Raw genomic sequence first — 26,830 nt, 5'->3', positions numbered from 1 at the left:
AAATAATTAAGATTGTTGACGTATAAACAGCCTTCCTAGTAAAAACATGACTGTGCTTAAGATAAAAAAATACATTGGCATGGTTACAAGTAAACCATTGTGAAGGAGACTCATTCCTGTGGTGACAAGACTAACGACCAAATAATACCCTGCACTAAAAATAGCTCCTGCAGTTCCAATCACATCTTGAAAGCCAACAAGTGCAAGACTTAAACAGTTTGGCAAAGCCATGCCTTCTCCTAAAAGCACAATAAACAAGGTAAATAGAATACACACAAACACGAACCAGTTAAGTTCATGGGCCAAAACACAAACTACTGTCAACAATAGTGACCCAATAAACATAACGAAACAACCAATGTGGATAATTGTTTCTGCTGAGCGAGTCAGCAAAAGCTTTTTGGAAATTATTGCTCCTAATACGACTGCCAGCGCAACGAGAACGCCCAAAAATCCGTACAACCCCGGTGAAAGATTGAATTGATCGATAAAGATAAAAGGAGCTTCTGCGTAATAACTAAACAGTACCCCATTCAATCCACCGATTAACAGACCAAAAGTGAGAATACGCGAAGACGCTACAATACGTCTAACTACAGGAAATACGGCAACTTTATTTCTATCCGATTGTTTCCTAGTTTCTTCGAGCTTCACGAAGGTATAGGCAAACAAAAGTACACTCATGCCAACCAGAACAAAGAAAACAGCTCTGAAACCAAATACTTGATCAACCCAACCTCCAATAAGCGGGCCAGCAGCAGGTGTAAATGCAATCACTGCGGAAATTTGGGCAAACATCGCGTGACGTTTGCTTCCAGATACACTTTCACGCAAAATGGTTTGTGTAATAATAGAACCGGTAGCTGCACCAAATGCCTGAATGAATCGGCCAGCCAACAACCAAACAATGGATGGAGCAACCAAACACATGATACTTCCGATTCCATAGACAACTAATCCGCCTAACATTGCAGGCCTTCTTCCGATCAGATCAGAGATCCAGCCCCAACAAAAAACACCTAAAGCAAATCCAACGAAGTATATGCTTAATGTCATTTGAACCCAAGAATTTGTTGCGGCAAATGACATTGAGATATCTGGAAGTGAGGGTGTATAGATCGTTTCGCTAATTTGTGGAAATGCCACGAGAACGATCATAAGCAGTAAAGATGGCGTTTCTTTTTTATTCATTTTTATGCCCTCCTACAAGCATAAGTCTATTCTTTTAAAAAGAGCAGACTTAGCTAGGGAAAAGGCGGGACCATCTTTAAAATACGTTCATAAACTACCATGTACTATCACCTAGTATGCTTTAAAATAGGAGGGTTTAACTTAGAACAGTATAAACCTTTTATTCTATTTATGAAAGGTTTTATGGTTGTAAGCGCTGAGAATATAATTAAAGATCAGACAACTGATAGCCCATTAATAACCGCACGAAGACTATGTAGAATGAATTAATTGGAAGGTTTCTAACTTAATAAAAGGAGAAGGCAATGACTTTAAAGCTTTATGACGCCCTATACGGTGAATCTGAGGTAGATGGTGTCCTGTTAGAACTTATTCACAGTGAGCCCGTACAACGATTAAAAGGAATTCATCAAGGTGGGGCTAGCTATCTTGTGAATCCAAATTGGAACAACAAACGGTACGACCACCAATTGGCACTATGATGCTTGTGAACAAACTCGGAGGTTCATTGGAAGAGCAAGTGGCTGCCTTATTGCATGATATTTCACATACGGCGTTTTCCCATGTTATTGATTATGTCTTGGGGTATAAAGAAGAAAATTACCATGAAATAATTTATGAACAGATCGTTGTTCGATCATCCATTCCCGATACTTTGCAGAAGGCCGGACTGAATTGGGAAGACATCTTACTTGATGAGAGCCAATGGACTTTGTTGGAACAGTCAGCCCCACAATTATGTGCAGATCGTGTTGATTATACATTACGTGACTTATACGCCTATGGCGATATAACCCTACAAGAGGCGCAGTATTTTTCGAACCAACTTGTGGCTTTTGATGGACAAATGGTTTGCAACGATCCACTAGCGGCCGAATGGTTTGTGAACACCTACTATAAAGAAGTCGTTGGTTTTTTTATGGACCCGCTAAACATGTTTGGCAATGATCAGCTTGCAAAAACATTAAGTTTTGCTTTGCAAAAAGATATATTATCTATAGAAGATTTTCTGAAGGAAGATGAGGATGTAATTCACTTGTTAGAGGAATCTGGTGATAGCAGCATTACATCTATGCTGCATACGCTTTGTAACAGCAAGGTAGAGGAAGGAACCCTATCTTGTTACGACGTTCATCAAACAACAAAAACGCGCCTGATCGATCCACTTGTTGTCGTTTCAAGCCAACTTGTTCCCGTATCCAACTTGTCAGCTAATGCCAAAATGTTGACGGAACAAGCAAAGGAAACGATAGAAAAAGGAATCTACATAAAATTTTGCTCAAAACAATAAGCAAATCAAATAAACAAATGTTGACTATAAGCTAAACTTCTTGAACGATTATCCAGTTATACGCCTCCTGTACAAACAAAGAAGTGGGCTGAATTAGCGGATGTATAATTAGCAGTATCTGCCCTATGGATCAATGGGTTGAAGGATCAATGAAGGGGTTGATCAACAGGATTTCCCCCTGGATCAACCCCTTTTTATATTAGATAGCTACTCCCTCAATATCACATCATTAAGCTCTGATTATACTCCGGAGACAAAACTATATTCGTATAGGTTCCTTTCCCCTCTATATAGTAGTAGGTGTGTTCAACACCTGCTGGAATAAAGATAGAGGCTGGACTATGAACGATTTGTTTCTCCGCTCCTAACTCCACACAACATGTTAATCCCGTACCATCTAAAGCTTCTCCCCAAAAGATAAAGACACTGTCACAATGATGCGTATGACGATCTACATGATTATCAATGGCATTACCCGTAAAGGTGCGTTGGATCACATAGAGAGTGGAACGGGGGTCGACGCGATGATCTAAGACCACCCAGCGTGTCCCTGGACCATCTCGATGAAACTGTAATTCCGAAGCTCCCTTTTCAAAAGGCTCCCCCGTTCGAAGCGAGATTGGGAGTATGGCTTCCTTTAAAGGGGGACGCTCGGGAGACAAGGTGCGAACTCTACCAATCCGTTCCGGAGGATATGGCTCATAACTTCGAGGTGTTTTTTGTACAGCTTGTACATGATACTTGGCCGTGTGAGTGAAGGCATTCTTCCCTACTACTGGCCGCAGATGATCCGGCCGATAACCTGTTACCCACTGGACTGCATGGGAAAGGACTGGGATTTTTGTAAGGGGGAAATGGTGCTCTCTCTTTTTCTCCTGCAACAATACCGCCAGTTGTAATAAATCGACGATTCCTGTTCTCTCCCCAATCCCCAATACTGAAGCATCTATCACCGAAGCACCTGCATCGATAGCAGCCCAAGCATTAGCCAATGCTAAACCAAAATCATTGTGCAAATGAACCTCAATATCATGATGCAACTCATTAACGGCCCACCGCACGATATCTTCACATTCCCTAGGTTCCCAGACACCCGTTGTATCCGCTAGGCTGATTCGATCGGCACCTGCCTCAACAGCCACCTTCCCTAGCCAATATAGGTCACTACGACGTGTACGGGAAGCATCCTCTAAGGTGAACCTTACCTTTAAGCTGAAGCGCTTCGCTTCTTGGATCGCAGTAATCACCTGGGTTTTTACTTGTTCACGGGATTTGCCACCAAACTTGGCTTCCAGGGAACAATCATTTATAGAAGACCAAATTCCTACCCAGTCACCATTAGCACGATGAACCGCTCTAACTTCTTCCGGTACGGCACGAGCATGCATCAAGATCTGTGCTCTTTTAGCTGCATCAGCTACTTCCCTGCAAATCGCTTCATCCTCTGCAGAAATTCCCGGATGACCAACTTCGATGAGATCCACATTGAAATCTTCTAGCAGATGAAGGAGGTGAATCTTATCCTGTGCGTTAAATCGAACCCCTGGATGCTGTTCTCCTTCGCGTAGTGTAGCGTCTAGTATTTGAAGAGAGGCCACTCTCTTCCCTCCTTCTCCGGCTTTATCTTATTGAAGAAATTGGTCAGTCTCTTGGAGTAATTTCCTCCGGTTTTTCTCATATAACGCCCAATGTGTCGCATTTTTAATGGAAACTTCCTTTTTATCCTTCGAACTCGTAAGCTCTTTATATACTCTGCGGTCTGCAAAGGAATCTAACTCACCATAAATGACAAGCGTAGGCGCGGTGATCTTGGACATATCATAGAGGGGCCGATCACTCCATATCGCAAATAGATCTTTTAATGGGCCCATCGGACGCCGGATGGCCCCATTCTGCTTTTCAGCACTAGGATCCGAATCAGCAAACACTTTACTCACTTGTTTAAATGCTTGGTGGGTTACTATCCTTTTCCCACCCTGCATCATAAACCAATGTTGCATTCCTTGTACCATCTTCACCTGTTGATAAGCTGGCGCCTTTTCATTAAATTGGGTAGGGTCTTGTTTGGATTGAAAGGGTTTTGTCATCATAGGAAGTTTAAAGCCATGCATAAAGCCATACAGCACTAACTTGTTTACATTTTGAGGATGCTTTGCCGCATACTCTCCAGCAACAACACCTCCCCAGGACCAACCCACCAAATCCACAGAGTCTACTTTTCGCTCTTTCTTCAAGTAGTTAATGACCTTTTCCAAATCACGTAAGGAATCCTTATGATCGATTACGGGTTTGTTTTTTAGCGGCGGTTGTGACATTTCTACTGGACGAGAGGATCGACCAAAGCCCTTGAAATCCATCGCCCAGGTATCGTAGCCTTGCTTTGCCATATGATCCATCCAAGAGTAGCCCGGTACATCGAAGGCCTTCGCCGATGGAACACTAAAGGGCTCTAAAAATAAAAGCACCCGTTTTTTATTCTTCGGTAAGGTTTTACCTGCTACCTTATGTCGAAGATATAGCTGTTCACCAGGGTTAGCCCCTTGAATCTTTCTCTCATCCAATGAGACCTTTTTTGTTGAGGTTGAATCGTTTTGCTGGCAGCCAGCAAACAATCCAACAAGGATACAGAGAACAATTGCACTCGCGATATGGGGCCATCTTTTTCTACTCCTCATTTTCTCCTCCTATTAGCTAGGCGTAGCCAATTGAATAAGCGCAACCATTCCTGCAGCAATGATAAGACCCGCTGGCAAACCTTTCACCAAAAGCACAGCAACCAAGGTCCCAAGTAATACACCAAAAAGCACTACAGGTTGTGTTGAAAGCACACCAACCCCTTTGCCACCGATATAGGAAATCGCAAAACCCATCAGAATGGCAAAGATACCAAGAGGCGTGATCAATTGTTTCACAGTCCCAAGAATATCTACCTTGCTATTGGTCAACGGAAAGAGCAAGAAAACCATCAAGAAAAAGATACCGACATGAAACGAATGTTTTTGTAGCATCGCTGTAACAGGGGCATATCGAACAAGACATACTCCTACCAGCAAAAGAGCCGCTGATGCTAACATGTAATCCTTTAACACCGCCGATACCCCAGCAATCAATAAGAGTGCAATGATCGCTTGCATACCTTATCCTCCTTTTATTACAAAATGGTGTTATCCCAGCAACCTTCTGGAGGGGTTTGTACTTCTACCATTTGTGGCTTTGCAAAATCCACACGAATCAACTCAGGGCCAATGATCGGCTTCAGACTTTCTCGCTGGAGTACATGTTTAAAAGCTTCAAAACTTGCTAAAACTCCGACGATATTCGCCACTGGAGAGATCACAGCCCAGGGGGATTCCTTTTCCACATAATCATGGGCCCACTTTTCATCGGCACCATGTTGGATCGAGTGAATAGCCCGTCCGTCCTTTAATGCATTCACCTTTGCCTTCATCTCTTCTGTAAGAGATTGCAAGTAGGAAGGGTGACTTAACGCTTTCTCATAGGGAAGCGAAGTAGGAGTCATCGACATCACTCCTCCACGGAAGGGTGGGGTGACGGCGATCCATACTGAGGGGATACCGATCTTTGCCGCTGTGCGGTGAATAATCACACGTGCTACAAGATTATCTGTCGCATCGATGATCACGTCCGTATCCCTGAGCAATTCTTCGGCATTCTCTTCTGTTACAAAAGCTTCTGTTACCTGAACCTCTATCTCCGGGTTAATATCTGCTAATGTTTCCTTTGCCATCTGCGCTTTGCTCTTACCCAAACGGCTGACAGAACTAAGCATCTGCCGATTTATATTACTCGCCTCAAATTGATCCCGATCAATAACATGGATATGTCCAATTCCCATCCGTGCCAGCATAATCAGCGTAATGCCACCCACTCCTCCAGCACCTACCACGGTCACCTTTGCTTCACGGAGCTTCTCTTGCTCTTCCGTAGAAATGACTCCTAAGTTCCTCTCAAAACTAGCCTGGTATAAGCTATCTCCGATCAAAGCATCCATGTTTATACCCCCCTATGATTTATAAATGAGCGTAGTTCCAACCGCCACTAGGAGCCTCTTTTACTTCAACGGCTCGTGCCTTATCCAAATCGATCAAGATCGCCTTGGGGGCTGCTGCCATCGCCTTACCTGTCGTCAAAATCTGAACGGTTTCATGGAAGCTAAAGGTTGCAATCAACATCGCCCGCACTGGAGTAATAATCCAACCAACTCTCCCTGCACAAAAATCATCCGCCCACTCCTGAGGAGCCCCACGCTCCACAGAATACCGAGCGCGTTCCTCCTTAATTTTGGCGATCTCTTCTCTCAGTGCTTGATCCGTTAACTTCTCTCCCTTACCTGGTAGATTTAAAATATCCTCATAATGAACACCCTCGGGATGGAATGAGGAGACAAATCCGCGATTGGGAGGACTACCTGACATACCGACGCTAGGAATTCCCAATTCTCGAGCTGTTCTGTGAATGATTACCCTAGAGGGCATATCGTCCACAGCTTCAATCACAATATCGTGTCCCTCTATAAGCTCAACCACATTTTCTTCATCGACACTAGCCTGGACAAACCGTGTAGATATGTATGGATTGATATTTTTTACCGTCTCCTCAGCTACCTGCGCCTTTGCTTTATTCAATTGATCCACGGTGGCAAGCATCTGCCGATTCATATTGGAGATTTCAAACTCATCTGGGTCCACCCCAGTGAGATGACCAACTCCCATACGAGCAGCCAAAATCACTTGTATTCCACCAACTCCACCCAAACCAAAAATGATCACTTTCGCCTTCTGCAATCGTTGCTGCTCTTCTTCGGAATAAACTCCAATGTTCTTTTTAACCAATTCCCAATAAAAATCCGAGGAAACATGAGATAAATCTAACACCTTTTATCATCTCCCTCCTGAAGATCAATCAAGTCATTTTTCCAGATAAAATCGAACTTACACACCCATTATTAAAGTGTTGTCTGAATAATTTCAAGCACAATTCTGTTACTATTTGTTGAATTTAAACATTTAGTAACACAAACGACACAGAATCTCCAAACATAAAAAGAAGTGAAAAAATTTCAACAAGGGATGTGTCAGCTACGTAAACGATCCACTAACATACCACTGTATTCGCAGCAATAAATTTATCCATGGGTACTTTAAGTGAGGGGGAAGGTTCGATGAAGAGCAGATCGCAGAGTCAATCTGGATACGAAACCATCCCACAACCTATAGGGAAAGACGGAACGGGCGCTACAGATTATGGTCCACGGGATATTATGCGAGATCTTGAGAATCCTGACATGCTAGTCCCTCCATCCACGGATGCTGGAACGTTACCCAATTTAAGATTCTCTTTCTCTGACACCTCGATGACATTAAGTCACGGTGGCTGGTCAAGGCAGATAACAGCTAGAGAACTGCCAATCGCTACTACCTTGTCTGGAGTGAACATGCGTCTAACACCTGGGGGAGTGCGCGAACTACATTGGCATCAAGAAGTGGAATGGGCCTATATGATCCTTGGGAGGGCACGGATTACTGCAGTGGATCAGAACGGGCGAAACTTTATTGCTGATGTCGGCCAGGGGGACTTGTGGTACTTTCCTCCGGGCATTCCGCACTCAATCCAAGGGTTAGAAGAAGGTTGCGAGTTTTTGCTTATCTTTGATGACGGGAATTTCTCAGATCTTAACACCTTTTCTATCACCGATTGGTTTGCTCATACTCCCACAGAGGTACTGTCGGCGAACTTTTGTGTTCCAGAAACCGCCTTCGCCCACATCTCTAAAAAACAGCGATACATCTTCCAAGCAAATGTACCTGGATCACTTGAAAGTCAAAGGGTTTCTAGTCCCTACGGAACAGTCCCTTTAAGTTTTACTCACCGATTATTAGCACAAAAACCCCTTGTTACTTCCGGTGGGTCCGTGCGAATCGTCGATTCTACCAATTTTCCCATTTCAACTAAGATCGCCGCGGCATTGGTTGAAATCAAGCCAGGTGGTATGAGAGAACTTCATTGGCATCCTAATAATGATGAGTGGCAATATTACCTTTCCGGAATGGGGCGCATGACTGCATTCGGGGCCAATGGTAGAGCGCGAACCTTCGATGTCAGGGCAGGCGATGTAGGATATGTCCCCTTTGCCTTTGGACATTATGTTCAGAACACAGGAGAGCAAAGCATGTGGTTTTTGGAAGTATTCAAAAGTAACCGTTTTGCAGATGTGTCTCTTAATCAATGGATGGCACTCACACCTCGAGAGCTCGTTGCGGATAATTTACTTGTCGGACCTGAATTAATAAATGCCTTGCACAAGGTAAAGTCTCCTGTTGTTCGATGCGAAGGGATTCGTTATCGACAAAAAGATTAAATACAAATTAAAAAAGGGCCCGGGTATTCCCAGTCCCCTCTTCTTCACTTTGTTCTAGTGTCTAATTCTCGTATTCGTAGAATTGGGGAATGCCTTAAAACCATAGCCCCAAAAGTCTCCACATGGCCGAGCATAAAATTTCTCTTTTATCTGTTCATAGGGAATATACCCATCAGCTCGCTCAATGATCTTTCTAGCTACTGGATAGGCAACCAAATCGGAGATTTGATGCCCATTTTCATTGTAGCTTTTAGGTAAAAAGGTGAGATCGACAATGCACTTTTGGAACTTCTCTGGGGTCAAGTTTTTGTTACCATGATTCATCAGTTGGTTAAACCGCAGCGTATAGATCTGCATTTTCCTTCTGCCCCCGTGATTCAGCAATTAATACACAACGATGGGAGGTCTGTTTAAAGTAAAAATAGAGTCGTTCCATGATAAATTCAAGGGTGAGATCGTAGGGAGAGTGTGGTGTCACATAATGATGAGTATGATCCAATTTATGAATTCCAGCAGCAATGATATCAAATTTTAATTGGTCGATTAGTTGATACATATCTCCCATAAAGTTTGTGCGAGTCTCGGGGTTAAAAAGGAAATCGAACGCTCCTCTCGTCTTTCGCATCTCTACGGAATGAAAAATAATCCCACGATGCCCCCAGTATTTATACTTTAGGGAATCAATGAGCGGATTGGCTTGTTGAATATAGTAGTTCTTCTCAAATATCGTGGAGGCTAATGCAAATACAGGGAACTGTTTATCGATATATCCTAAACTATGATCTCCTGATTCATCGAGAAAGACCAAGTGCGAGACCTTATCCAACATCGATCTACATACCCTCCGAGATTAGCTATGTTATCACGCATACATCCCATTATGTGAATTGCTCCACTCGTTTATACCTTTCTCCCTGTTGTATATGGTTGATTATCCCCTTAGTTCTGAACGTTGCAATATCATGATTCATAGTATCGGACTTCATCCTCATCACCCTGCTGTACATAACGTTTTCAGATAGGCGTTATGCCATCTTCTCGATCAAAGAACCAGCTGAATCCCTGGATACCTATGTCAGGCTTAATATCTCACGAATATCCTCTTCCCCAAGCGAAGACAGCAATTGCTCTCCTGGCTGGATCACTTGGTCTATGAGCGCTTTCTTTTTTTGCTGGAGTTCATGAATCTTCTCTTCGATGGTTCCTTTGGCGATCAGCTTAATCACCTGTACAGCCTTTTTTTGACCAATGCGATGAGCGCGATCAGCTGCTTGCTGTTCCACTGCTGGGTTCCACCAAAGATCATAGAGGATTACTGTATCGGCACCTGTCAAATTCAACCCGGTTCCTCCTGCTTTTAAAGAGATGAGAAAAATCTCTTTTTCCCCAGCATTAAACTGATTAGCCATCTCTAAGCGCTCTTTTACCGGCGTTCGACCATCAAGATAATGATAGGGAATTTCACTTAGTTCCAACTCTTCTCGAATAATAGCTAGCATACTAGTAAATTGCGAGAAGATAAGCACTCTACGATTGTTTGCTAGTAGTTCTTCTAGCAGTTCATAGAGTTGCTCACTCTTTCCTGAGTCACTCGTGTAGTTCTCTACATAAAGCGCAGGGTGACAACAAATTTGCCGTAGGCGTGTCAATCCCGCTAAGATCTTCATCCGATGTTTATTAAAACTATTCTCTTGGATCGCTTGCCTTGTCTCTTTTTGAATACGTTCTAAGGTGGCTAGATATAGCTTCTTTTGATCCGGAGTTAACTCGGAAATCTGGATGGTTTCCATTTTCTCAGGAAGTTCCCTAAGAACTTGCCCCTTCATTCTTCGCAAAATGAAGGGACGCACCCTCCGGGCAACTGTTTCAGGGGATAACTTTTGAAACTGCTGTCGATTGGAGAATAACCCAGGGAGAGTCACATCGAAGATGGAATGCAACTCATTCAGGTTGTTTTCGATCGGTGTCCCTGTCAAAGCAAAGCAAATCTGTGCCCGAAGCGCTTTCACCGCCTGGGCCGTTTGTGAACGTGAATTTTTAAGTGCCTGTGCTTCATCAAGGATCAAGGTGCGAAATTCAAAGGGCTGATAAGCCTCTATATCCCTGCGCAAGAGCGGATAGGAGGTAATCAGCACATCCACTCCCGTCAGTTGTGCAAGGCATGCTTGCCTCTCCTCTTGGGCTCCTGCGACCACGACGGTTTTTAGCTCGGGAGCAAAACGATGACACTCACTCTCCCAGTTATAGATCAAGGAAGCAGGTGCGATAACGAGAGCCGGCCTATCGTGTTGGTCTCGCTCAGACAGCATGAAGGTAAGTGCCTGGATCGTTTTCCCCAAGCCCATATCATCCGCCAAAATACCACCAAAACCATAGTGAGCTAGGGTTTTCATCCAATGGAATCCAAAGCGCTGATAGTCTCGTAACGTTTCATCCAGTCCACCTGGCACAGGAAAATCGAGGTTTTCCGGATCCCTCATATTACGTAGCAATCGCTTCAGTCGCTGGCCCAGCTTTACTTGCTCCGTACTCCCCTCTAGGAGTGTATCCAATTGCATCGCTCGAAGAGCAGGCATTCTCAATGTTTCCCCATCAATATGCCTGTGTAGCGAATCTTCCTCCATGAGTACCATCCGCAGAGAATCCATCTCCCTATTCTGTAACGAAAGAAAGGACCCATCTGTCAAACGCAAATACGATTTTTTCTCTACAATGGCTTGTAAGAAATCCTTTAGCTCTGTCTCATCAACATCAGGTAGCTCAAAGGAGATCTCTAACCAATTGGTTCCTTCATCCAGCTCCAGGTGCGTAGGAGGAGTCGCTCGAGGTGTAATCATCCGCTCAGAGGAGTTCGTCGTGTAGATCTCAGCCAATTGCTGTAGTTGAGGAAGCTGCTCTTGAATAAAGCGATAGAGCTCCTCCTCCCCCTCTAGATATAACTCCTTTCGATGGTAGTGAAAACCCGCCTCTTCAAAAAGGGTCATGATCTTCTTTTCTGTCGCAAGATCGCGAATCAGGATGGGATCATCTTCCCTCTTTCCTTCTTGAACAAAGGGATCGACAACCGTATTACCGTAAGCATATTTCACGCGTGCAGTCAGCCGCTCTTCTCCATCTTTAATAATGAGATCTAGTCTTACTTCAGCAACAAGGTCAGGTTGAATGATTTGTTCAGCTACATGTCGATCCAACTTCAAGTTTCCCTCATCCTTCATAAAGGGCAATAATGTAGACGCAAAGGTGTCCATTTGCTCTGGTTGAATCGATAATTGCTGATTCTGTATTCCTTGAAGTTCCTGATACAATGGGAGAACAAGCTTCTGTTGCAACGGATTCAAGCGGTAAATCGCTCCCCCATAGTAGCAGTACCCATCCTCTGACAACAGCGTCGGCTCCGATTGAGAGAATGATGTTGCTAGAGCAAATCGGTGCCCTTGTTTACTTAAAGTAAAGGAGAAAGGTGACTCATCTTCGATCAATGGCATTTCTGTAACTTCTTTCTCCTGATCCATCAATACAAATTGCCCCGCTGGTAAGAGATCGAGAAACTCTCCTACTTTCTCAGGGGGGATGAGTAATGAACGTGGGTCCTTTCGTCTCGTATCTGTCTGCCATGGGTTACTCATGCTTCGATATACTCGTTCGTTATCTGCGACAGCGGAGAGGAAGTGTAGCATTCGTTTATCCTGTGGCCAGAAATGAAAAATCTCTGGATCATAGGTAAATGTTTTTGTAAAAGGTAGCGTTACCTTGTCTGTATAAGCTCGAAGAAATTCCTTAACATCTTTCACAACATACCGTCTCTGCGGACCTATTTTTAATTGCACATTAAATACCATCCAGCCTCTGTACCACGCAGGCTGAAATTCGAGTTGATATTCTACCGAAAGAGGCTGCAATCCTGCATCGTTATCCTCTACATTTAATTGTTGATAACGATCCATGATCTCTTGTAGAAAGATACTATTATCCTGAGAGTTGAGTAGACTCTGCTCTGGGGTAATTCCTCGTTGCTCTGCATAATAGAGAGAAAGTAATACAGCCACGATATGCTTGCAATAACCATTGTATAAATGAAAAGCAAGACACTCACACGAGGCGTCCTCAACCCCTCCGCTCTCATCATTGATTGTAATTCCTACTTCATACTCCTCTTCCCCCCATACAGAAGCACAGTAGGAAGATTCCTCCTGTGAATACTTTATTTTTTTCACATGGCCACTCTGATAATATGCTTCTCCCCTTTTGTAAATCTCTGCTGAAACCAACCTCTGAATTTCTCTTAGCGTGGCCACCATATCCTCACCCCGTTTTCCACATTCACTGAATCGATTACGTCATCAACCTATTGTAATTACTGCCCTGAATTCGCTCAAGCCATAACTTTGAGTTGGATAACTCCCTATCCTCCACTATACTGTAAAGCCCATGTCTACTTCTATGGTGGTGTAGCCACTATCCACTTCCATTACCATCCAAAAAAATTTCATTTTGTCCTAGGGCTTGCGATATAATCAGTTAAGTCTTACTTATTCACTGAAAAAAGGGGCGATTTTGAATTGTCACGTACATGGTTACAGCGGGAAGGTCCTAAGTGGGTTCAGGATGGGATCGTTTCTGAAGAGCAGTTCATTGACATACTGGATCGTTACCCAGTTAAAGATCGTCGTACACAATTGTTACCCCTGTTAGCGATGATTCTTATTGGTGTTAGTATACTCTCAGCCCTGGCATCCAACTGGGGGGATATTCCCCACCTTCTTCGACTGGGTATCCTCATCATTATCCTGGTCAGTTTTTACATCGCCGGGGAACTTCGGACATCACGAGGTTATCCCCACACTGGAGCGGCACTAAGCGGTATCGGAGTGATCTCCTTCGGTGCAGGCATTGCCCTATTAGGCGATATGTATCACCTTATCGCAACGGATGCTCGGCTATTTATCCTATGGGGCCTCTCCGCATTAGGAACGTTACTCCTTTATAGACATCCTGTTTTCTTTTTTTTATCAGGGGCCATCTTTTTATCCGGACAGTTCTATTCGGTCACATCCTTCGATAGCTTTAACTGGCTCATCGCTCTTTTATTTGTAGTAACCTTGGTACCTTATGCACACTATCGATCACCACTTTACGCTCGTTTCGTTGGTGCAGGAGTAATCCTTCAGGTTGTCATGGGTTTTACCATTTCCGATATCCCTTTCTTGTGGTCCATCCCTGTGATTGCAGGACTCTACACCTTTACGGACCTTGTACTATCGGATACCTGGCGTCGACCCATCCACGTCTCTTCACTCGTTGTCACCCTGTATGTTAGTTTCTACTGGTTTAATATTGCTCCACAAGACGCGAGTGATATGCTGGTTTACCCGCTGCCCAATTGGAAGTGGTTTGTACCTGTGCTTCTTCTCCTTTTCAGCCTTTCCCTATGGACAAAGTGGCAACAGAAGAAAATGATTCATGCCTTTGATTGGGTTCTCTTTCTCCCCTGGTTTCAGCTTACACAATTGAGTTCAAAAATGGTGCACACCACTGTATATCTTTTGATGCTTTATATCTTTGTTACCTATGTCCTTCTACAAGGGTTTAAGAGTGGCCAAACCCGTATGGCTAACACAGGGATTTTCCTTTTTCTTATTACCACAGTAAACGCCTATTTCAATTTTGCGTGGGATTTCCTCCCAAAATCCCTCTTCTTCCTTCTAGGTGGTCTTCTTCTCTTCGCCCTCAACTCCTTATTACAACGACAAAAGAAGGCATCGCTCACCGGAGGAGGTAAAGAAAAATGAATCGTCGTCGTTGGCTTCCATTACTTATTAGCTTACAAGTTCTGATACTGGCAACCATCGCATCCAGTTGGTACGCAATCGACATCTGGGGGAAGGAGATCCGATTAAAAACGAAACCTTATGATCAATCGGAACCGATGATTGATAAAGAAATTGATCTAGTTTATCAGCAATCCGAAATCTCCTCTTCTCTCTGGAAGGGAAAACAACGGGAATATCTACAAACTAGCAACCGCTGGTATTACGCCAAACTGGCTCCTGTGGGAAGAACTTGGGAGGTTCAAGGCATTTATCCTGAGAAACCTACTTCACATGGAGATGAAGTCATCCTTCGCACACAGGTTGAGGAAATGGATTCAAAAAAAGTAATGCTCCATTTTGGTCTTGAGGAATATACCCTTCCGCAAGGTACTCACGTCAATTGGCCCGATAATAAGCCTCTTATCACTAAGATTAAAGTGGCACCTTGGGGGCAAGCAAAAGTCATTTCCGTATCTGAAGAATAAGAAATTCTATACGCTACACATCTAATGACAAAGGGGATTTCCTTGAAGTCCTCTTTGTCATGACCGATCACCAAACGCTCACTGCACCCAAAAATAAATTGTAACCAAATTGAAAGGACTCTCAGGGACTTAGTGGAATATATAGAGATAAGAGTAAATATTCTGCTATAAGGACGACCATGGAAAGGTGGTCGAAGGAATGAGAGCGGATACAGATCTCTTCAGAGGAACTGGTAGATCAATTTGGGTCGTTGCCCACGCCTTTGGGTTAATCCTTCTCTTATTCGGGCTTTATTTTACAGTCCTAGAGCCACCAAAAACTGCCGATTGGGAGTCACTTATTTTCTACACAAGCGGGGGCTGGATGATCCTCGGTGGCCTTTCACTTTTTCTCATCAGCCTAGCTAACCTCTGGCGTACTCAAGGGCTTTACACTGTTAAGCTTCCTAGAGAATCTAGAAGGCAACAGAAATAATAAAAAATATGGTATAAAAAAGGGGGACCGTCATCTAGGAAAACGGTACCCCTTTTGTCTTTTTATCTAAAGGATTCAGTTGTACAGTTCACAGACCATCCTGTTGTATTTTTTGTGAGGTGAAGGAAGGTCGAACCATTTACTCGGGACAGCTCCACATCAAGAACTCCCTTCCCCACTTTTAACCCATGCACCGTCAATCGATTCATCCCATCAGGAAGGCGTGGAGAGAGTTGTAAGCGACGTCTACTAGCATCTGGGATGATCCCAAGAATCGTCTGAAGGAGAACAAAGCCCACCCCAGCCGACCCTGCATAGGGTGCACAGGCTGAAGGATCGGGTACGAGCCCTCCTACTTCTTTCCCATAACCACAGTAAAACTGCGGTAAACGGAACTTGTCAAAGAATCGAGAAGCATGAATAAGATCTTGAATCAACTGATCCGCTCGATCATGAAAACCCATCTCTTTTAAACCAAGCAAAATGAAGGAATTATCATGAGGCCATATAGAACCATGGTATCGATCAAAAGGATTATATCTTTCCGCCTGGGTACTTAGGGTCCGAATTCCCCAGCCGCTATACATATCGGGGGCAAAGAGGCGTTCCACCAACCGTATCGCCTCTTCTTTGTCATACAATCCTCCTAGTAAACCATGTCCCACTTTGCTTGTAAAACCTGGGATCGGCTTCTTTTCCTGATCCAAAGCAAAGGCAGGTATCCCCTCTTTTTCAAGCCAAAACTCCCTGCGAAATCGCTTTTTTAATGCTTCAGCTTCCCTTGATAGACGACGTGCTTCCTCAGTATTCCCTAACTGATGATACAGCTCTACCCAAGCAGACTTTGTCCAGTAAACATAACTTTGCACTTCAGCAAGGGCGATAGATGTTCTGCCAGTTTGCTCCTCTGCATTCCCTCGGAGGGTATACAGGGGATCGGAGCCAGGTTGGTTTGCAGTGTAACCAAAATCTCCTGGATCTCCATAGGTATCGATCCAATCCAACGCCCTCTGCGCCACAGGCATCATTTCACGAACAAAGTCGATATCTCCTGTCCAGCGATAGATCTGAGCGATCAATATGAGAAATAGCGGCGTGGTGTCTATTCCAGTAAAATCAAAGGACGGTGAAGCTCCCTCAATGGCACTAAGTTCTCCAAAACGAAAAACATGGGGGATCTTTCCGGGCTCTTCACCCCAAGAAGGTTGAAATTTCTTACCCTGGTAACGTGCTAATGCACGGACAGCACTTTTAGCTACTTCAGCATCCACACAGAGGGATTGTAAAGCCGCTAGGATACTCCATCTTCCAGAAAAAGCAGCGTGCCATGGAATACCTTCTACAGGGACTAGACCCTCACCCCAATCCGCTAGGAGCAAACGCATATCCTTCAGACTTCGGAGATAGAGGGAGTTAAAATCCGTGTCATCAGAATCTACCCTAGGTGCTTGTTCGATCCACTCCTGATAATTTTTGTGGGCTGCTTCTTCAGCCACCTTCGCTTCATAAATTTCTAGGGCTTCATCATCCACTTGAGGTAAAAAGCGAAGCCTTACCTTTTTGCTCAACTTTGGTTCTAGATAAAGGGGAATCCGCAAAGATCCACCCTCTCCAGGCGTATCCGGAGCAGGAGTCACCCGGATCTCCAATGACCGCTGAACACCATCCCCACCTATGTAATCGAAGTGAAGTCCAGTATCTGACCAACGTACCGGTTCACACTGTCCGGTATTTCCTTCTTCATTACCACATATTACAGCCCGATCAGCAAAGTCTGCGTCAAACTGAAAATACAAAGGGACCGCTACAGGCTTCAACCCCCGATTGAGAAAAGTAAATGTCTCATAGAGAACACCATCATATAACGTGCGTTGACGAGTAATCTCCAATGTATTTCCCGTGATAGGTTCACCAGATAGTTGCTTCCCAGTCTCCTGAGTACAACGACAAAGGCTTGTCGCACCCTCTGTTTCAACAGAGAGGATCCGTATTGGAAGATCCTCTCCTAGTGACCATTCTAATCGATGAAGGAAGCGGGTATCCTGTCTAAAGAACCCCATCCCCTCTTGATTGTTCAATAGAAGATCCCCTCGATCATTGGTATATAGATACAAATGGCCATCCTTGATCACTTGGCTCATATCAACACTCCTCCCCAGGATCCGTTGGTAGTAATTCATTCATTTGTTGCTTCTGTTTTTCCTCGTCTACGTTTTCGTCTTCCTTTCCCGTCTAAGAAACGGTAAAATAAAGATCGCTTACTTTTACCATTTCGCTATCTACCCCCCTCATGTAATAAGGGGTTAACAGACAGATTTTTAAAAGTGATCCAATATCGAAAGGACGGCGCACATATCGATGGTGAATTCTGTTTTTGAAAACTATCCCCTTTGGGCTTCTCTTATCGCCATCACTCTGGCTCAGTTGCTCAAAGTTCCGTGGAATTTCATGGTAACCCGCCAATGGAATTGGAGCTGGGTTCTAAACACTGGAGGAATGCCGAGTGGCCATACGGCTGCGGTAACTTCCTTGGCTACATCGATTGGTATCTGGTATGGATTTGCTTCCCCACTCTTTGCTATTACAACTATTCTTGCACTGATCGTTATGTATGACGCTACAGGAGTTCGCCGACAAGCAGGGATGCATGCCCAAGTGCTTAACCAATTAGCTGAAGATTTCACCCAAGTCTTGGGAGAACTCCGCCACATTAATCGAAAGTCCCCCCGCGAAACAGGGGTAAAGTTGAAGGAGATTCTTGGTCATCAACCTATCGAAGTCTTCGTTGGTGCATGGTTTGGTGTAGGTATGGCTTTCTTTCTTTACTGGCTATGGTCCTGATTCTCTTTTTATAGTTTCGATAGCAAGTTTATAACATGCTTATCAGCCATTTTACTACATTCTGCAAGGAGTGGAGTATATGCAACGCATTGTCTCTATCTGTCCCAGTAATACGGAGATCCTCCATGCTCTCGGTTTAAGTGATCAGATCGTTGGCATAGACAATTATTCAGATTGGCCAGGCTCCATCCAGAACCTTCCACGCCTTGGCCCTGATCTTGATATTAATATCGAAAAAGTAATCTCTTTAAAGCCGGACTGGGTACTCGCTTCTCTAAGTGTCCCTGGCATGGAAAAAAACATTGATCGCTTAGAAAAAGCAGGTATCCCTTATTTAGTCCTCTACCCTGACCGGATCGAAGGTATCCCCAGTGACATAATCAAAGTAGGAAGAAAAGCAGGAATAGAGACGCATGCTCAAAAAGTTGCACAAGCCTTTGTGGATCAATTAGATGAAATCAAAGAGCAGATCCCTAAAAACCGACCTACTCCACGCCTTTATTGGGAATGGTGGCCAAAGCCCGTCTTTACCCCTGGTAAAGATAACTGGCTTACTGATGTGAGTTCCATCGTAGGTGGAGTCAATGTATTTGGACAAGAGGGTGGTCAAAGTGTCAAGACAAATTGGCAGGATGTCGCAGCTCATCGACCTGATTATACACTCGTCGCCTGGACAGGGGTACCCATCCATCGCGTGAAAAAACATCTGATCCTGGAACGTTCAGAATGGAAGTCTCTCCCTTTTGCTCAAGAAGATCGCGTCTATATTTTAGAGGAAGGCTGGTATTGCCGCCCTTCCCAGCGCATTCTCACAGGGATTCGTCATCTTGCCCACATTCTATATCCTGATTTGTTTTCCCCAGTAGATCCTGACCTTCCCTTACTATAATCACGATCATGATGTTTCTAGCACAAAAAAGCCTCCATTCGGAGGCAACTTTTCTTTCTTAGGTGTAATCGGTTTCAAAACATACGATATCCATTTACGCGAAGATAGTTAATCACCCATCCACCACTGAGAACTCCCAATAGACCCACCGTCAACATCAAATAATCGCCACCTAGCAGTACACCCTTAGTGATGAAAAAATAAACCAATAACCCTGCATATAGAACCAATGGCACCCATGTGGTTTTGAGGATCATATTTAATATAAATGAAATTCCAAAACCCATAAACGTGAACAGTGGTATCGCAATGATAAGTTGGAGCACATTCACAGTTCACTCACCCCATCGATAAGATCAACTACTAAATTTTCAATCATGCAATAGTTTACCTGATTCGTCTATGCTAGGTCAATTGTCTATCGTTTGTGGCATTCCACTGACACTTCCCCCCGCAGTTTGCGAGGGCTTTCGACATACATTACAATAGGAATGAACGTAGTAATCAAAGGGGATGACAGCATGCGTCCACAAAGTGGAGGAAGACCTCCAATGGGGCGTCCGGGCATGAATACCGGCGCACAAACTGGTAGTGAACAAGCAAAGCCCAAACTACCGACTCAATTTGTTAACTTCGTCTTCTTCAAAGTCGACCCTGCCTTCCGCCGTTTGAGCGAGGAAGAGCAACAAAAGGGGAAAGAAGAATTCGCCGCAGTAATTAATGAATATCAAGGCGGCGGCACCATGGTTATTTCCTATTCTACAGTCGGCATCCGTTCTGACGCTGACTTTGTATTATGGCGGATTGCTAAAGATGTAGAAACCTTTCAAAAGATGAGTCATGAACTCCTCCATACCGGTTTAGGAAAGTATCTGGAGATCACCTATTCCTACCTCTCCTACACCAAGCGAAGTGTGTATGTAGATAAAATGGATCCTGAGCATCAGAATCCTCGTGTCTACATCATTCCAGGAATGAAGAAGTATCTCTTTGTTTATCCTTTTATCAAAACCCGAGATTGGTATCAGCTTTCATACCCTGCTCGACAGGGAATGATGGACGAGCATATCCAAGTGGGAAGTAAATTCCCATCCGTCAAGCTAAATACTACATACAGCTTTGGTATCGACGATCATGAGTTTGTCGTTGCCTTTGAAACGGATGAGATCACCGATTTCTCCATTCTTGTTCAAGAGTTACGGGAAACGGAAGCAAGCCGTTATACGCTACGTGATGTACCGATGTTCACATGCATTCATCATGCAGACGTGATCCACTGTTTAAATACACTCTAACCAACTAAATAAATCACCTGGCTTAGAGATTTGCACCCCTTCAAAGTAGACACAGGAAAACCCCCTGTGAAATGAACTACTAAGGGGTGCTCTTTTATTGCGGATGATTTGACAATACCTGTAGCGAGCCATCTCAAAGCAGAGAGGGACATATAGCGATAGAGAAATATATTAAAAAAATAAACTGACCCCTATAAATATAGACATCAGTTTATCATTTAACCTAGGACTTTTTCTCACCAGGCGTTTTATTTCTTCGGCTGTTTTCCACTGCCTTTACAGCAACCACAGGTTTCTGAGCCACCAAGAAGGAGCTGATAATATCCTCGTCCTTCACAGTAGATACATCGCTCACCCTTTCGAACTAATCTGCTTCCTTCCATAAGATGGACACCCCCACATTGTTTTGTTTGTCGTTAATTTTCAGACAATACTACAGGATTTCGCTGAAAAAGAAAAGAGGGAAATTTTGGGGTGAGAGGAGCCCAACTCCTAAGTAAGCGCTATCAATTTATATTTCCTCTTTTTATCTCTTGATTTTTCTACGTAACAGGTAATCCCATGAAAAGTGACCAGCTTGACACCTTAGGAGCTAGGGTATAGTTAAAATGGATAACCATTCGTCAGAGGAGGCAGGATCTAGATGGCTCACGATTTACAAGCAACCACTCGATTACATAACGGTGTCAAAATGCCTTGGTTTGGACTAGGTGTTTACAAAGCCGAAGAGGGTACAGAAACAGAAAATGCGGTTCGCACCGCACTCGAACACGGATATCGTCACATCGATACCGCTTCTCTTTATAAAAACGAGGAGAGTGTTGGTCGTTCCGTTCGGGAGTCAGGAATTCCGCGAAGGGAAATCTTCGTTACAACGAAGATCTGGAACACGGATCAAGGATATGATAAAACGCTTTTTGCTTTTGAAAAGAGCCAAAAAGACCTGAATCTTGACTCCGTTGATCTCTATCTAATTCATTGGCCTGTTAAGGAAAAATATAAAGAGACGTGGCGAGCTATGGAACGGTTGTACGATGAAGGACAACTTCGTGCCATCGGGGTGTCTAATTTCCATGTTCACCACCTGGAGGATCTTATGTCACGCTGTAATATCCCGCCAATGGTTAATCAAGTAGAGCTTCATCCTCGTCTCACACAAAAAGAACTACTTCGCTTCTGTCAGGGAAATCATATTCAATTAGAGGCATGGTCCCCCTTGATGCGCGGGCGTATTCTAGAGAATGAATCCTTGAGCAAAATCGCTCAGCGTCATGGCAAAACGGTCGCCCAGGTCATTCTACGTTGGGATTTACAAAATGGGATCGTCACCATTCCCAAATCCGTTCGAAAAGAGCGGATCATCAGTAATGCGGATGTATTTGACTTTGCGCTTACCTCAGAGGAAATCGCCATGATTGATCAATTACATACTGGTGAACGAACTGGAAAAGATCCAGACAACTTCCATTTTGACTTTTAAACAAAAAGAAACAAAAGCCCCTTTGGCGGCGGTTCTCGCCAAAAGGGCTTTTATTTCTGGTGCGTTGGTTCTGCCTATAGCTTTGCTTTTTTGAACGCAAGCGAGATACCACCGAGAATGAAGAACCAACGAGCATCGATGATCTTCTTCAAAAGGCTTGCTTTTCTACCAAACACTTTTTTATTGTTTTTACCTACCGTCCCGATCCCTATCTTACGACCTAAGGATGCGACAGTTCCTTTTGGAGCATAAACATAGGGGGTCATATCTCCACCACGGAGCACTGCCACCATGTTTTTCGCCAGGTGTTGACCTTGTTGCATCGCCATCTGAGCAGTTGGTGGGTAAGGACGTTCTTCATCGTTGAATACAAGAGAGTTATCCCCAATGATGAAGAGATCCTCATAGCCTGGAGCTCGTAGAAATTCATCCACTTTTACTCGCCCACGCATGGTTTCTAAGCCAGTCTCTTCAAGAAGAGAATTACCACGCACACCACAGTTCCAGACCACATTAGCAGCCTTAACCTCTTCACCGCCCTTGAGAATAACGCCATCTTCAGTCACAGCTTCGATGGGAGTATTGATGCGAAAGTCTACCCCTTTACCACTTAAGTAGTTAACAGCATAGTCTACGAGTTCTTTATCAAAGCCAGGCATTACTGTCGGTGCTGCTTCAATCGTGATAATTTTTACTTTCTCACGTGGAATATCAAACTCTGCACAGAGATAAGGAAGTCGGTCCACAAGCTCCCCAACAAATTCGACGGAAGTAAAGCCTGCACCACCTACTACAATGGTAAGCAACTCTTCATTCTTCTCTCCGCTTGCTTGATAACGAGCAAAGTTGTACTCAATATGCTCACGAATCATCCGTGCACTATTAAGATTATTAATGAGAAGAGCATTCTCCAGTACTCCCTTAGCACCGAAGGTTTCCGTATTTGCACCCAATGCACAAATCAAATAGTCATAGGACAAATTCTCTTCAGTTCCTGCTAATCGAACGACCTTTTCTTTTGGATCAAATCCGGTCACTTTATCCTGAATAAAACGCACTTTGTCCCGGCTGATCAAAGAATCAATCGCAACACGGGTATGATTTGGATCGAGAGTTCCTGCTGCTGGTTCATGTAATTGAGTCGTTACATAATGGTACGGATTCAAATTGATCAGCGTAATTTCCGCTTCCTGATGATTTAACTGTTTTTGGAGCCCCCGTACGGTCATTAACCCACCGAAACCGGCGCCCATTACAACAATCTTTGGAAGTCCCATGGTTACCACATCCAATTGTTAAATATTTCACAATAAATTCATCCGTGCCGTCAGACACTATAGACCATGATATGATTTTCCTATCCGTTTGACAAGGGGGTCTCTATAATGATCTCACTACACACATTGTACCCCGAGTTACCCACCTTATCCTGGAATGAAACTAGGTGAATTTCGTCACAAGCCTTAGAAAAATACAGGTTCCATCGTTTTTTTCTTCTTCCATTGCAAAGTGACAAGAATTACATGGAATCGAATCCATGGTAAATTAGGATAAAAAGGGAATATTTAGTTGACTTTTCCTTATCCCTTGCTGTTGGTTCCCATTCCTCTTCATGGTAGTATATTAACTAGCTGACTAGAAGGAGCAACCCAAACCAATTATTTCGCTCCTTTTCCTAAATCCAGTCGGAGGTGCAACAATATGTCAGAGGATACAACCCAAGCCCATTCGGATGTAACTGAAATCACAATAATCGGCGGTGGACCTACGGGGCTTTTTGCAGCCTTCTACGCTGGAATGCGTAAATCAACCGTCAAGGTGATTGAAAGCATGCCTCAACTAGGCGGACAACTCTCAGCACTTTACCCAGAGAAGTACATATATGATGTAGCCGGCTTTCCCCGTGTGCGTGCACAGGAATTAGTCGATAATCTGGTTGAACAATGCAAGTTATTTGAGCCGCAATATTGCGTCGATGAAAAAGTTCTTCATATTGAAAAAAATGCCGATGGACTATTCGAAATTACAACAGATAAACACGTTCACCTCTCCCAATCTGTGATAATCACTGCTGGCGTTGGTGCCTTTGAACCCCGGAGGTTAAATGTAACTGGAGCTGCAAAATATGAAGGGATCAACCTCCATTACTTTGTCACAGACTTAAACTATTTTGCAGGGAAGAATGTGTTAATCGCAGGAGGCGGGGATTCCGCAGTCGATTGGGCAAATATGCTTGAACCGATCGCAGCATCGGTCACTGTAATCCATCGCCGAGATCAATTCCGTGCTCATGAGACCAGCGTAGACACGATGCGTAATTCCAGTGTTCAGATCATCACGCCCAGAGAAATAATGGCTCTCCATGGCGAAGATTGTATCGAGACTGCTGTGATTGCCGACCCTAAACAAAATATAGTGGAAGAACTGCCTATAGATGAGGTAATTGTAAGCTATGGTTTTGTTTCTTCCCTCGGTCCTATCCAGGAGTGGGGACTTGAAATCGAAAAGGGATCTATCCTCGTCAATTCCCGTATGGAAACCAATATTCATGGGATCTATGCTGCTGGAGATATTGCCACCTATCCTGGAAAAGTAAAATTGATCGCTGTTGGATTCGGTGAAGCTCCGACTGCTGTTAATAATGCGAAGCAATACATCGATCCTAAAGCTCGCCTTCAGCCTGGCCACAGTTCCAATATGAAGATATAACAGTATAGGTATAATTAGATTATAACAATACCCTTAAAGGAAACCCAGGTAGAGTCGCCTGTGAGTACCGCCCGATAAGGGTATTTTTTCATTTTGCGGCATTTGCACATGTTTTCATGTACTCGAGACAAACTAGCTGGAGATTAGCCAAAACTTTTTCTCATTATTCCCGACAGAGGTCGGTGACCATTATGATACGATCAAGCACTGGATGTCCTGTTTGTAATGGTTTTAAAAGTTTAACTACTATTTGTCACCAATGTGGGCATTGGTATGAGGATCGAGGCCGTATCTTTGATGCTCTAGCGGCTTATAGCCCCTATCGTCCCATTGATGAAATGAAACAAACTGACGGATATATCGATCATTTTCTTAATTTATGCCCACACAGCCTATACTGCCCCCATTGTGGTTCAGAGGAAGTAAACTTTGTCCAGGAAATCGGGATGTAACACTCCTTGCCTCAGCTCCAGATAAATAGGACACCTCCCCAACAGGAGGTGTCATGGTTCATCATCTTATTTGCACTCGTCGCATCAAAACCATGAACGTCTTTTGTTCGCTCGATTCGGCCCAAGAATTGACTACGATTTATTTTACTTCTTCACATGTGCTTTTCCGTCGCCGCCGTTAAACCACGTCTAAAACCGCAATCTTATCGAACAAGTTACGCACCTCATTCTTTACAATCCATCTTCATCTGTACCTCTTAATTCAGGAACGTGGCTCTCTTCGATTAAACCTGAATGATTACCTACGTTTCCCCCGCCAAGCCCTTCATTTACCATACGATCAACATCAAGGTCGTAACGCTCCCGCCCTTGGCAATCGACATCCTTTTCTTTTGCTAGTTCTTCTAGATATTTTCGTTCTTTTTGTGCTTGTTCCAACTGGGCTGCCGTGTTATCTACTCTCCCTGCTCCCAATCCTTCATCAATCATACGATTAATTTCTTTTTTCTCATCAGATTGGTTATGCCGTGTCATCGGTTTTACACCTCCAAGATTAGCTTTCACCGAAAATGGCACTCCCATTCCTTAAGGTTCTCTTCCCATCACACGGCTGAAGATTCACCCTATTTATTGCCTTCCACAATAGGTAAACGATAAAACATAACTCCTCAACGAAGGGATCGCCGTTTGAAAAGGCTGCTGGTATACTCTGAGGGAGAATATAAATACTTTTCGTTAGGACGTACAGCTATCGTATGTTTAGAAGCTGGAGGGCCTGTTGCGGGTATAGTTTGTGGAGCAATCCCGCATCCATGGATAGTTCATTTATAATAAAAACGGGTTTCCTCAACGCTGAGGAAACCCGTTTTTATTGTGCATTGTTTACAATTTTCCCGGTAATGGTCCGGTGATCCCATTCCACCGATAATCTAAATTTTGTTTTATTGTCAATAATTAGATAGTTTTTCTTGAACAGTTTTTTCTAGCCGACTTTAACGTAGTCGTTTCGCCGCTACAAAGCTTTTTTTCCAGGTCTTTGAGCTGAGGGATTGAACTTTAACCCCTTTGGTGGTGGTAGCTACGAAATTATTCTTACTAGTGTAGACTCCGACAAAGGTTACTTTTTTACTGGTTTTTCCTTGTTTAAAGAAAACGAGATCACCCGATTTTAGATCACTTTTTCCCACACTCTTCCCTTTAGTGTACTGACTAGAGATCGTACGAGGGAGGGTAAGGTTATAACTTGAGTTCTTGTACACGTACTGAGTAAAACCCGAGGCATCAAAACCTTTGGGAGTTGTCCCGCCCCACTTATAAGGGGTCCCTACTAGCTTTTCGGCAAGGGTTTCTGGCGAAGGAGTAGGAGCAGCTAAAGCTGTTTCATGCACAGCAAAACTAGCAGATAACATGCTGACAGCTAATACAAAACCGGCTACTAATTTCATAGGGCGAAAAAAAAGATTCATTACGTGTAACCTCCATACAAAGTATTTAAATAAGCTCACCATGGTGAACTTGACCCAAATAGTACTT

26 protein-coding genes and 1 pseudogene are annotated in these 26,830 nt (G+C 43.8%); 12 read left to right on the top strand and 15 right to left on the bottom strand.

Going from position 1 to position 26,830, the window contains the following annotated elements:
* Positions 1-6: 6 nt before the first annotated feature.
* Complete coding sequence (locus BLV90_RS11830) at positions 7-1,191, bottom strand: multidrug effflux MFS transporter (protein ID WP_091741190.1); 1,185 nt, start codon at positions 1,189-1,191, stop codon at positions 7-9.
* 305 nt (positions 1,192-1,496) lie between these two features.
* Between BLV90_RS11830 and BLV90_RS11825 the strand changes: the two are divergent.
* Positions 1,497-2,482 (top strand): annotated as a pseudogene (locus BLV90_RS11825) (HD domain-containing protein).
* Between the two features lie 221 nt (positions 2,483-2,703).
* On the opposite strand, the gene BLV90_RS11820 reads toward BLV90_RS11825, so the two are convergent.
* The 5 genes from BLV90_RS11820 to BLV90_RS11800 are packed head-to-tail and all read right to left on the bottom strand — an operon-like array spanning position 2,704 to position 7,377.
* On the bottom strand, positions 2,704-4,080 hold the full coding sequence (locus BLV90_RS11820; protein WP_091741187.1) for a LeuA family protein: 1,377 nt from the start codon (positions 4,078-4,080) through the stop codon (positions 2,704-2,706).
* A 27-nt stretch (positions 4,081-4,107) separates the two neighbouring features.
* Entirely contained in the window at positions 4,108-5,157 is a 1,050-nt protein-coding gene (locus tag BLV90_RS11815) for an alpha/beta hydrolase (RefSeq protein WP_091741184.1), read from the bottom strand.
* A 12-nt stretch (positions 5,158-5,169) separates the two neighbouring features.
* Positions 5,170-5,616, bottom strand: coding sequence for a DUF441 family protein (locus tag BLV90_RS11810; RefSeq protein WP_091741181.1), 447 nt, complete (start codon positions 5,614-5,616; stop codon positions 5,170-5,172).
* Positions 5,617-5,633: 17 nt separating this feature from the next.
* Complete coding sequence (locus BLV90_RS11805; protein WP_091741178.1) at positions 5,634-6,494, bottom strand: HesA/MoeB/ThiF family protein; 861 nt, start codon at positions 6,492-6,494, stop codon at positions 5,634-5,636.
* A 19-nt stretch (positions 6,495-6,513) separates the two neighbouring features.
* Positions 6,514-7,377 (bottom strand): HesA/MoeB/ThiF family protein, encoded by an 864-nt coding sequence (locus BLV90_RS11800; protein ID WP_091741175.1) that lies wholly within the window; start codon positions 7,375-7,377, stop codon positions 6,514-6,516.
* 287 nt (positions 7,378-7,664) lie between these two features.
* Between BLV90_RS11800 and BLV90_RS11795 the strand changes: the two genes are divergently transcribed.
* Positions 7,665-8,861, top strand: a complete 1,197-nt coding sequence (locus BLV90_RS11795) for an oxalate decarboxylase family bicupin (RefSeq protein ID WP_091741172.1) — start codon at positions 7,665-7,667, stop codon at positions 8,859-8,861.
* A 54-nt stretch (positions 8,862-8,915) separates the two neighbouring features.
* Here the strand turns inward: BLV90_RS11795 and BLV90_RS11790 are convergent, their stop codons facing one another.
* The 3 genes from BLV90_RS11790 to BLV90_RS11780 form a co-directional block, all read right to left on the bottom strand.
* A complete protein-coding gene (locus BLV90_RS11790; protein WP_091741169.1) occupies positions 8,916-9,218 on the bottom strand; it encodes a hypothetical protein in 303 nt (100 codons plus the stop codon).
* Positions 9,193-9,690, bottom strand: a complete 498-nt coding sequence (locus BLV90_RS11785) for a DUF3800 domain-containing protein (protein ID WP_091741165.1) — start codon at positions 9,688-9,690, stop codon at positions 9,193-9,195. The genes BLV90_RS11790 and BLV90_RS11785 overlap by 26 nt, the downstream gene beginning before the upstream one ends.
* Positions 9,691-9,931: 241 nt before the next feature.
* Positions 9,932-13,156 (bottom strand): DEAD/DEAH box helicase, encoded by a 3,225-nt coding sequence (locus BLV90_RS11780; RefSeq protein WP_177168035.1) that lies wholly within the window; start codon positions 13,154-13,156, stop codon positions 9,932-9,934.
* Between the two features lie 264 nt (positions 13,157-13,420).
* On the opposite strand from BLV90_RS11780, the gene BLV90_RS11775 reads away from it, so the two are divergent.
* From BLV90_RS11775 to BLV90_RS11765, 3 genes are all read left to right on the top strand, one after another.
* Positions 13,421-14,650: a DUF2157 domain-containing protein gene (locus tag BLV90_RS11775; RefSeq protein WP_091741158.1), complete on the top strand. Its 1,230-nt coding sequence runs from the start codon at positions 13,421-13,423 to the stop codon at positions 14,648-14,650.
* Positions 14,647-15,156, top strand: a complete 510-nt coding sequence (locus tag BLV90_RS11770) for a GDYXXLXY domain-containing protein (RefSeq protein ID WP_091741155.1) — start codon at positions 14,647-14,649, stop codon at positions 15,154-15,156. The genes BLV90_RS11775 and BLV90_RS11770 overlap by 4 nt, the downstream gene beginning before the upstream one ends.
* Positions 15,157-15,355: 199 nt before the next feature.
* Entirely contained in the window at positions 15,356-15,631 is a 276-nt protein-coding gene (locus tag BLV90_RS11765; protein ID WP_091741152.1) for a hypothetical protein, read from the top strand.
* 62 nt (positions 15,632-15,693) lie between these two features.
* On the opposite strand, the gene BLV90_RS11760 is transcribed toward BLV90_RS11765, so the two are convergent.
* On the bottom strand, positions 15,694-17,772 hold the full coding sequence (locus BLV90_RS11760; RefSeq protein ID WP_177168034.1) for an amylo-alpha-1,6-glucosidase: 2,079 nt from the start codon (positions 17,770-17,772) through the stop codon (positions 15,694-15,696).
* Positions 17,773-17,989: 217 nt separating this feature from the next.
* Here BLV90_RS11760 and BLV90_RS11755 point away from each other — a divergent pair, with 217 nt between their 5' ends.
* Complete coding sequence (locus BLV90_RS11755) at positions 17,990-18,472, top strand: divergent PAP2 family protein (RefSeq protein ID WP_177168033.1); 483 nt, start codon at positions 17,990-17,992, stop codon at positions 18,470-18,472.
* A gap of 79 nt (positions 18,473-18,551) precedes the next feature.
* Complete coding sequence (locus BLV90_RS11750; RefSeq protein ID WP_091741146.1) at positions 18,552-19,361, top strand: cobalamin-binding protein; 810 nt, start codon at positions 18,552-18,554, stop codon at positions 19,359-19,361.
* A 74-nt stretch (positions 19,362-19,435) separates the two neighbouring features.
* Here BLV90_RS11750 and BLV90_RS11745 read toward each other — a convergent pair whose 3' ends face one another.
* The gene (locus BLV90_RS11745; RefSeq protein ID WP_091741144.1) at positions 19,436-19,693 is read right to left on the bottom strand and encodes a YuiB family protein; all 258 of its coding nucleotides are present in this window, start codon (positions 19,691-19,693) and stop codon (positions 19,436-19,438) included.
* Positions 19,694-19,882: 189 nt separating this feature from the next.
* Between BLV90_RS11745 and BLV90_RS11740 the strand changes: the two genes are divergently transcribed.
* Positions 19,883-20,656 carry a chlorite dismutase family protein gene (locus BLV90_RS11740; protein ID WP_245726342.1) on the top strand — a complete coding sequence of 258 codons (774 nt, stop codon included), beginning with the start codon at positions 19,883-19,885 and terminating at the stop codon, positions 20,654-20,656.
* Between the two features lie 248 nt (positions 20,657-20,904).
* Here the strand turns inward: BLV90_RS11740 and BLV90_RS16280 are convergent, their stop codons facing one another.
* Entirely contained in the window at positions 20,905-21,039 is a 135-nt protein-coding gene (locus BLV90_RS16280; protein ID WP_177168032.1) for a YuiA family protein, read from the bottom strand.
* 260 nt (positions 21,040-21,299) lie between these two features.
* Between BLV90_RS16280 and BLV90_RS11735 the strand changes: the two genes are divergently transcribed.
* A complete protein-coding gene (locus BLV90_RS11735; RefSeq protein ID WP_091741138.1) occupies positions 21,300-22,136 on the top strand; it encodes an aldo/keto reductase in 837 nt (278 codons plus the stop codon).
* Positions 22,137-22,210: 74 nt separating this feature from the next.
* On the opposite strand, the gene BLV90_RS11730 is transcribed toward BLV90_RS11735, so the two are convergent.
* Positions 22,211-23,413, bottom strand: a complete 1,203-nt coding sequence (locus tag BLV90_RS11730) for an NAD(P)/FAD-dependent oxidoreductase (RefSeq protein WP_091741135.1) — start codon at positions 23,411-23,413, stop codon at positions 22,211-22,213.
* 424 nt (positions 23,414-23,837) lie between these two features.
* Between BLV90_RS11730 and BLV90_RS11725 the strand changes: the two genes are divergently transcribed.
* The 3 genes from BLV90_RS11725 to BLV90_RS16700 all read left to right on the top strand — a co-directional run bounded on the left by BLV90_RS11725 (position 23,838) and on the right by BLV90_RS16700 (position 25,479).
* A complete protein-coding gene (locus tag BLV90_RS11725) occupies positions 23,838-24,845 on the top strand; it encodes an NAD(P)/FAD-dependent oxidoreductase (protein ID WP_091741132.1) in 1,008 nt (335 codons plus the stop codon).
* Between the two features lie 191 nt (positions 24,846-25,036).
* Entirely contained in the window at positions 25,037-25,297 is a 261-nt protein-coding gene (locus BLV90_RS11720) for a hypothetical protein (RefSeq protein WP_091741129.1), read from the top strand.
* Between the two features lie 53 nt (positions 25,298-25,350).
* Entirely contained in the window at positions 25,351-25,479 is a 129-nt protein-coding gene (locus tag BLV90_RS16700) for a hypothetical protein (protein WP_281242027.1), read from the top strand.
* A 49-nt stretch (positions 25,480-25,528) separates the two neighbouring features.
* On the opposite strand, the gene BLV90_RS11715 is transcribed toward BLV90_RS16700, so the two are convergent.
* Together BLV90_RS11715 and BLV90_RS11710 are read right to left on the bottom strand one after the other, a co-directional pair.
* Positions 25,529-25,831, bottom strand: a complete 303-nt coding sequence (locus BLV90_RS11715; RefSeq protein WP_425433887.1) for a hypothetical protein — start codon at positions 25,829-25,831, stop codon at positions 25,529-25,531.
* Positions 25,832-26,289: 458 nt separating this feature from the next.
* Positions 26,290-26,763 (bottom strand): C40 family peptidase, encoded by a 474-nt coding sequence (locus tag BLV90_RS11710; protein ID WP_177168031.1) that lies wholly within the window; start codon positions 26,761-26,763, stop codon positions 26,290-26,292.
* Positions 26,764-26,830 lie beyond the last annotated feature (67 nt).

The sequence above is a fragment of the Marininema mesophilum genome, assembly GCF_900106775.1.
In the GTDB taxonomy this organism is placed as follows: domain Bacteria; phylum Bacillota; class Bacilli; order Thermoactinomycetales; family DSM-45169; genus Marininema; species Marininema mesophilum.
Note: the sequence above shows the minus strand (reverse complement) of the source record. Positions and strands in the feature narration are given on the sequence as shown.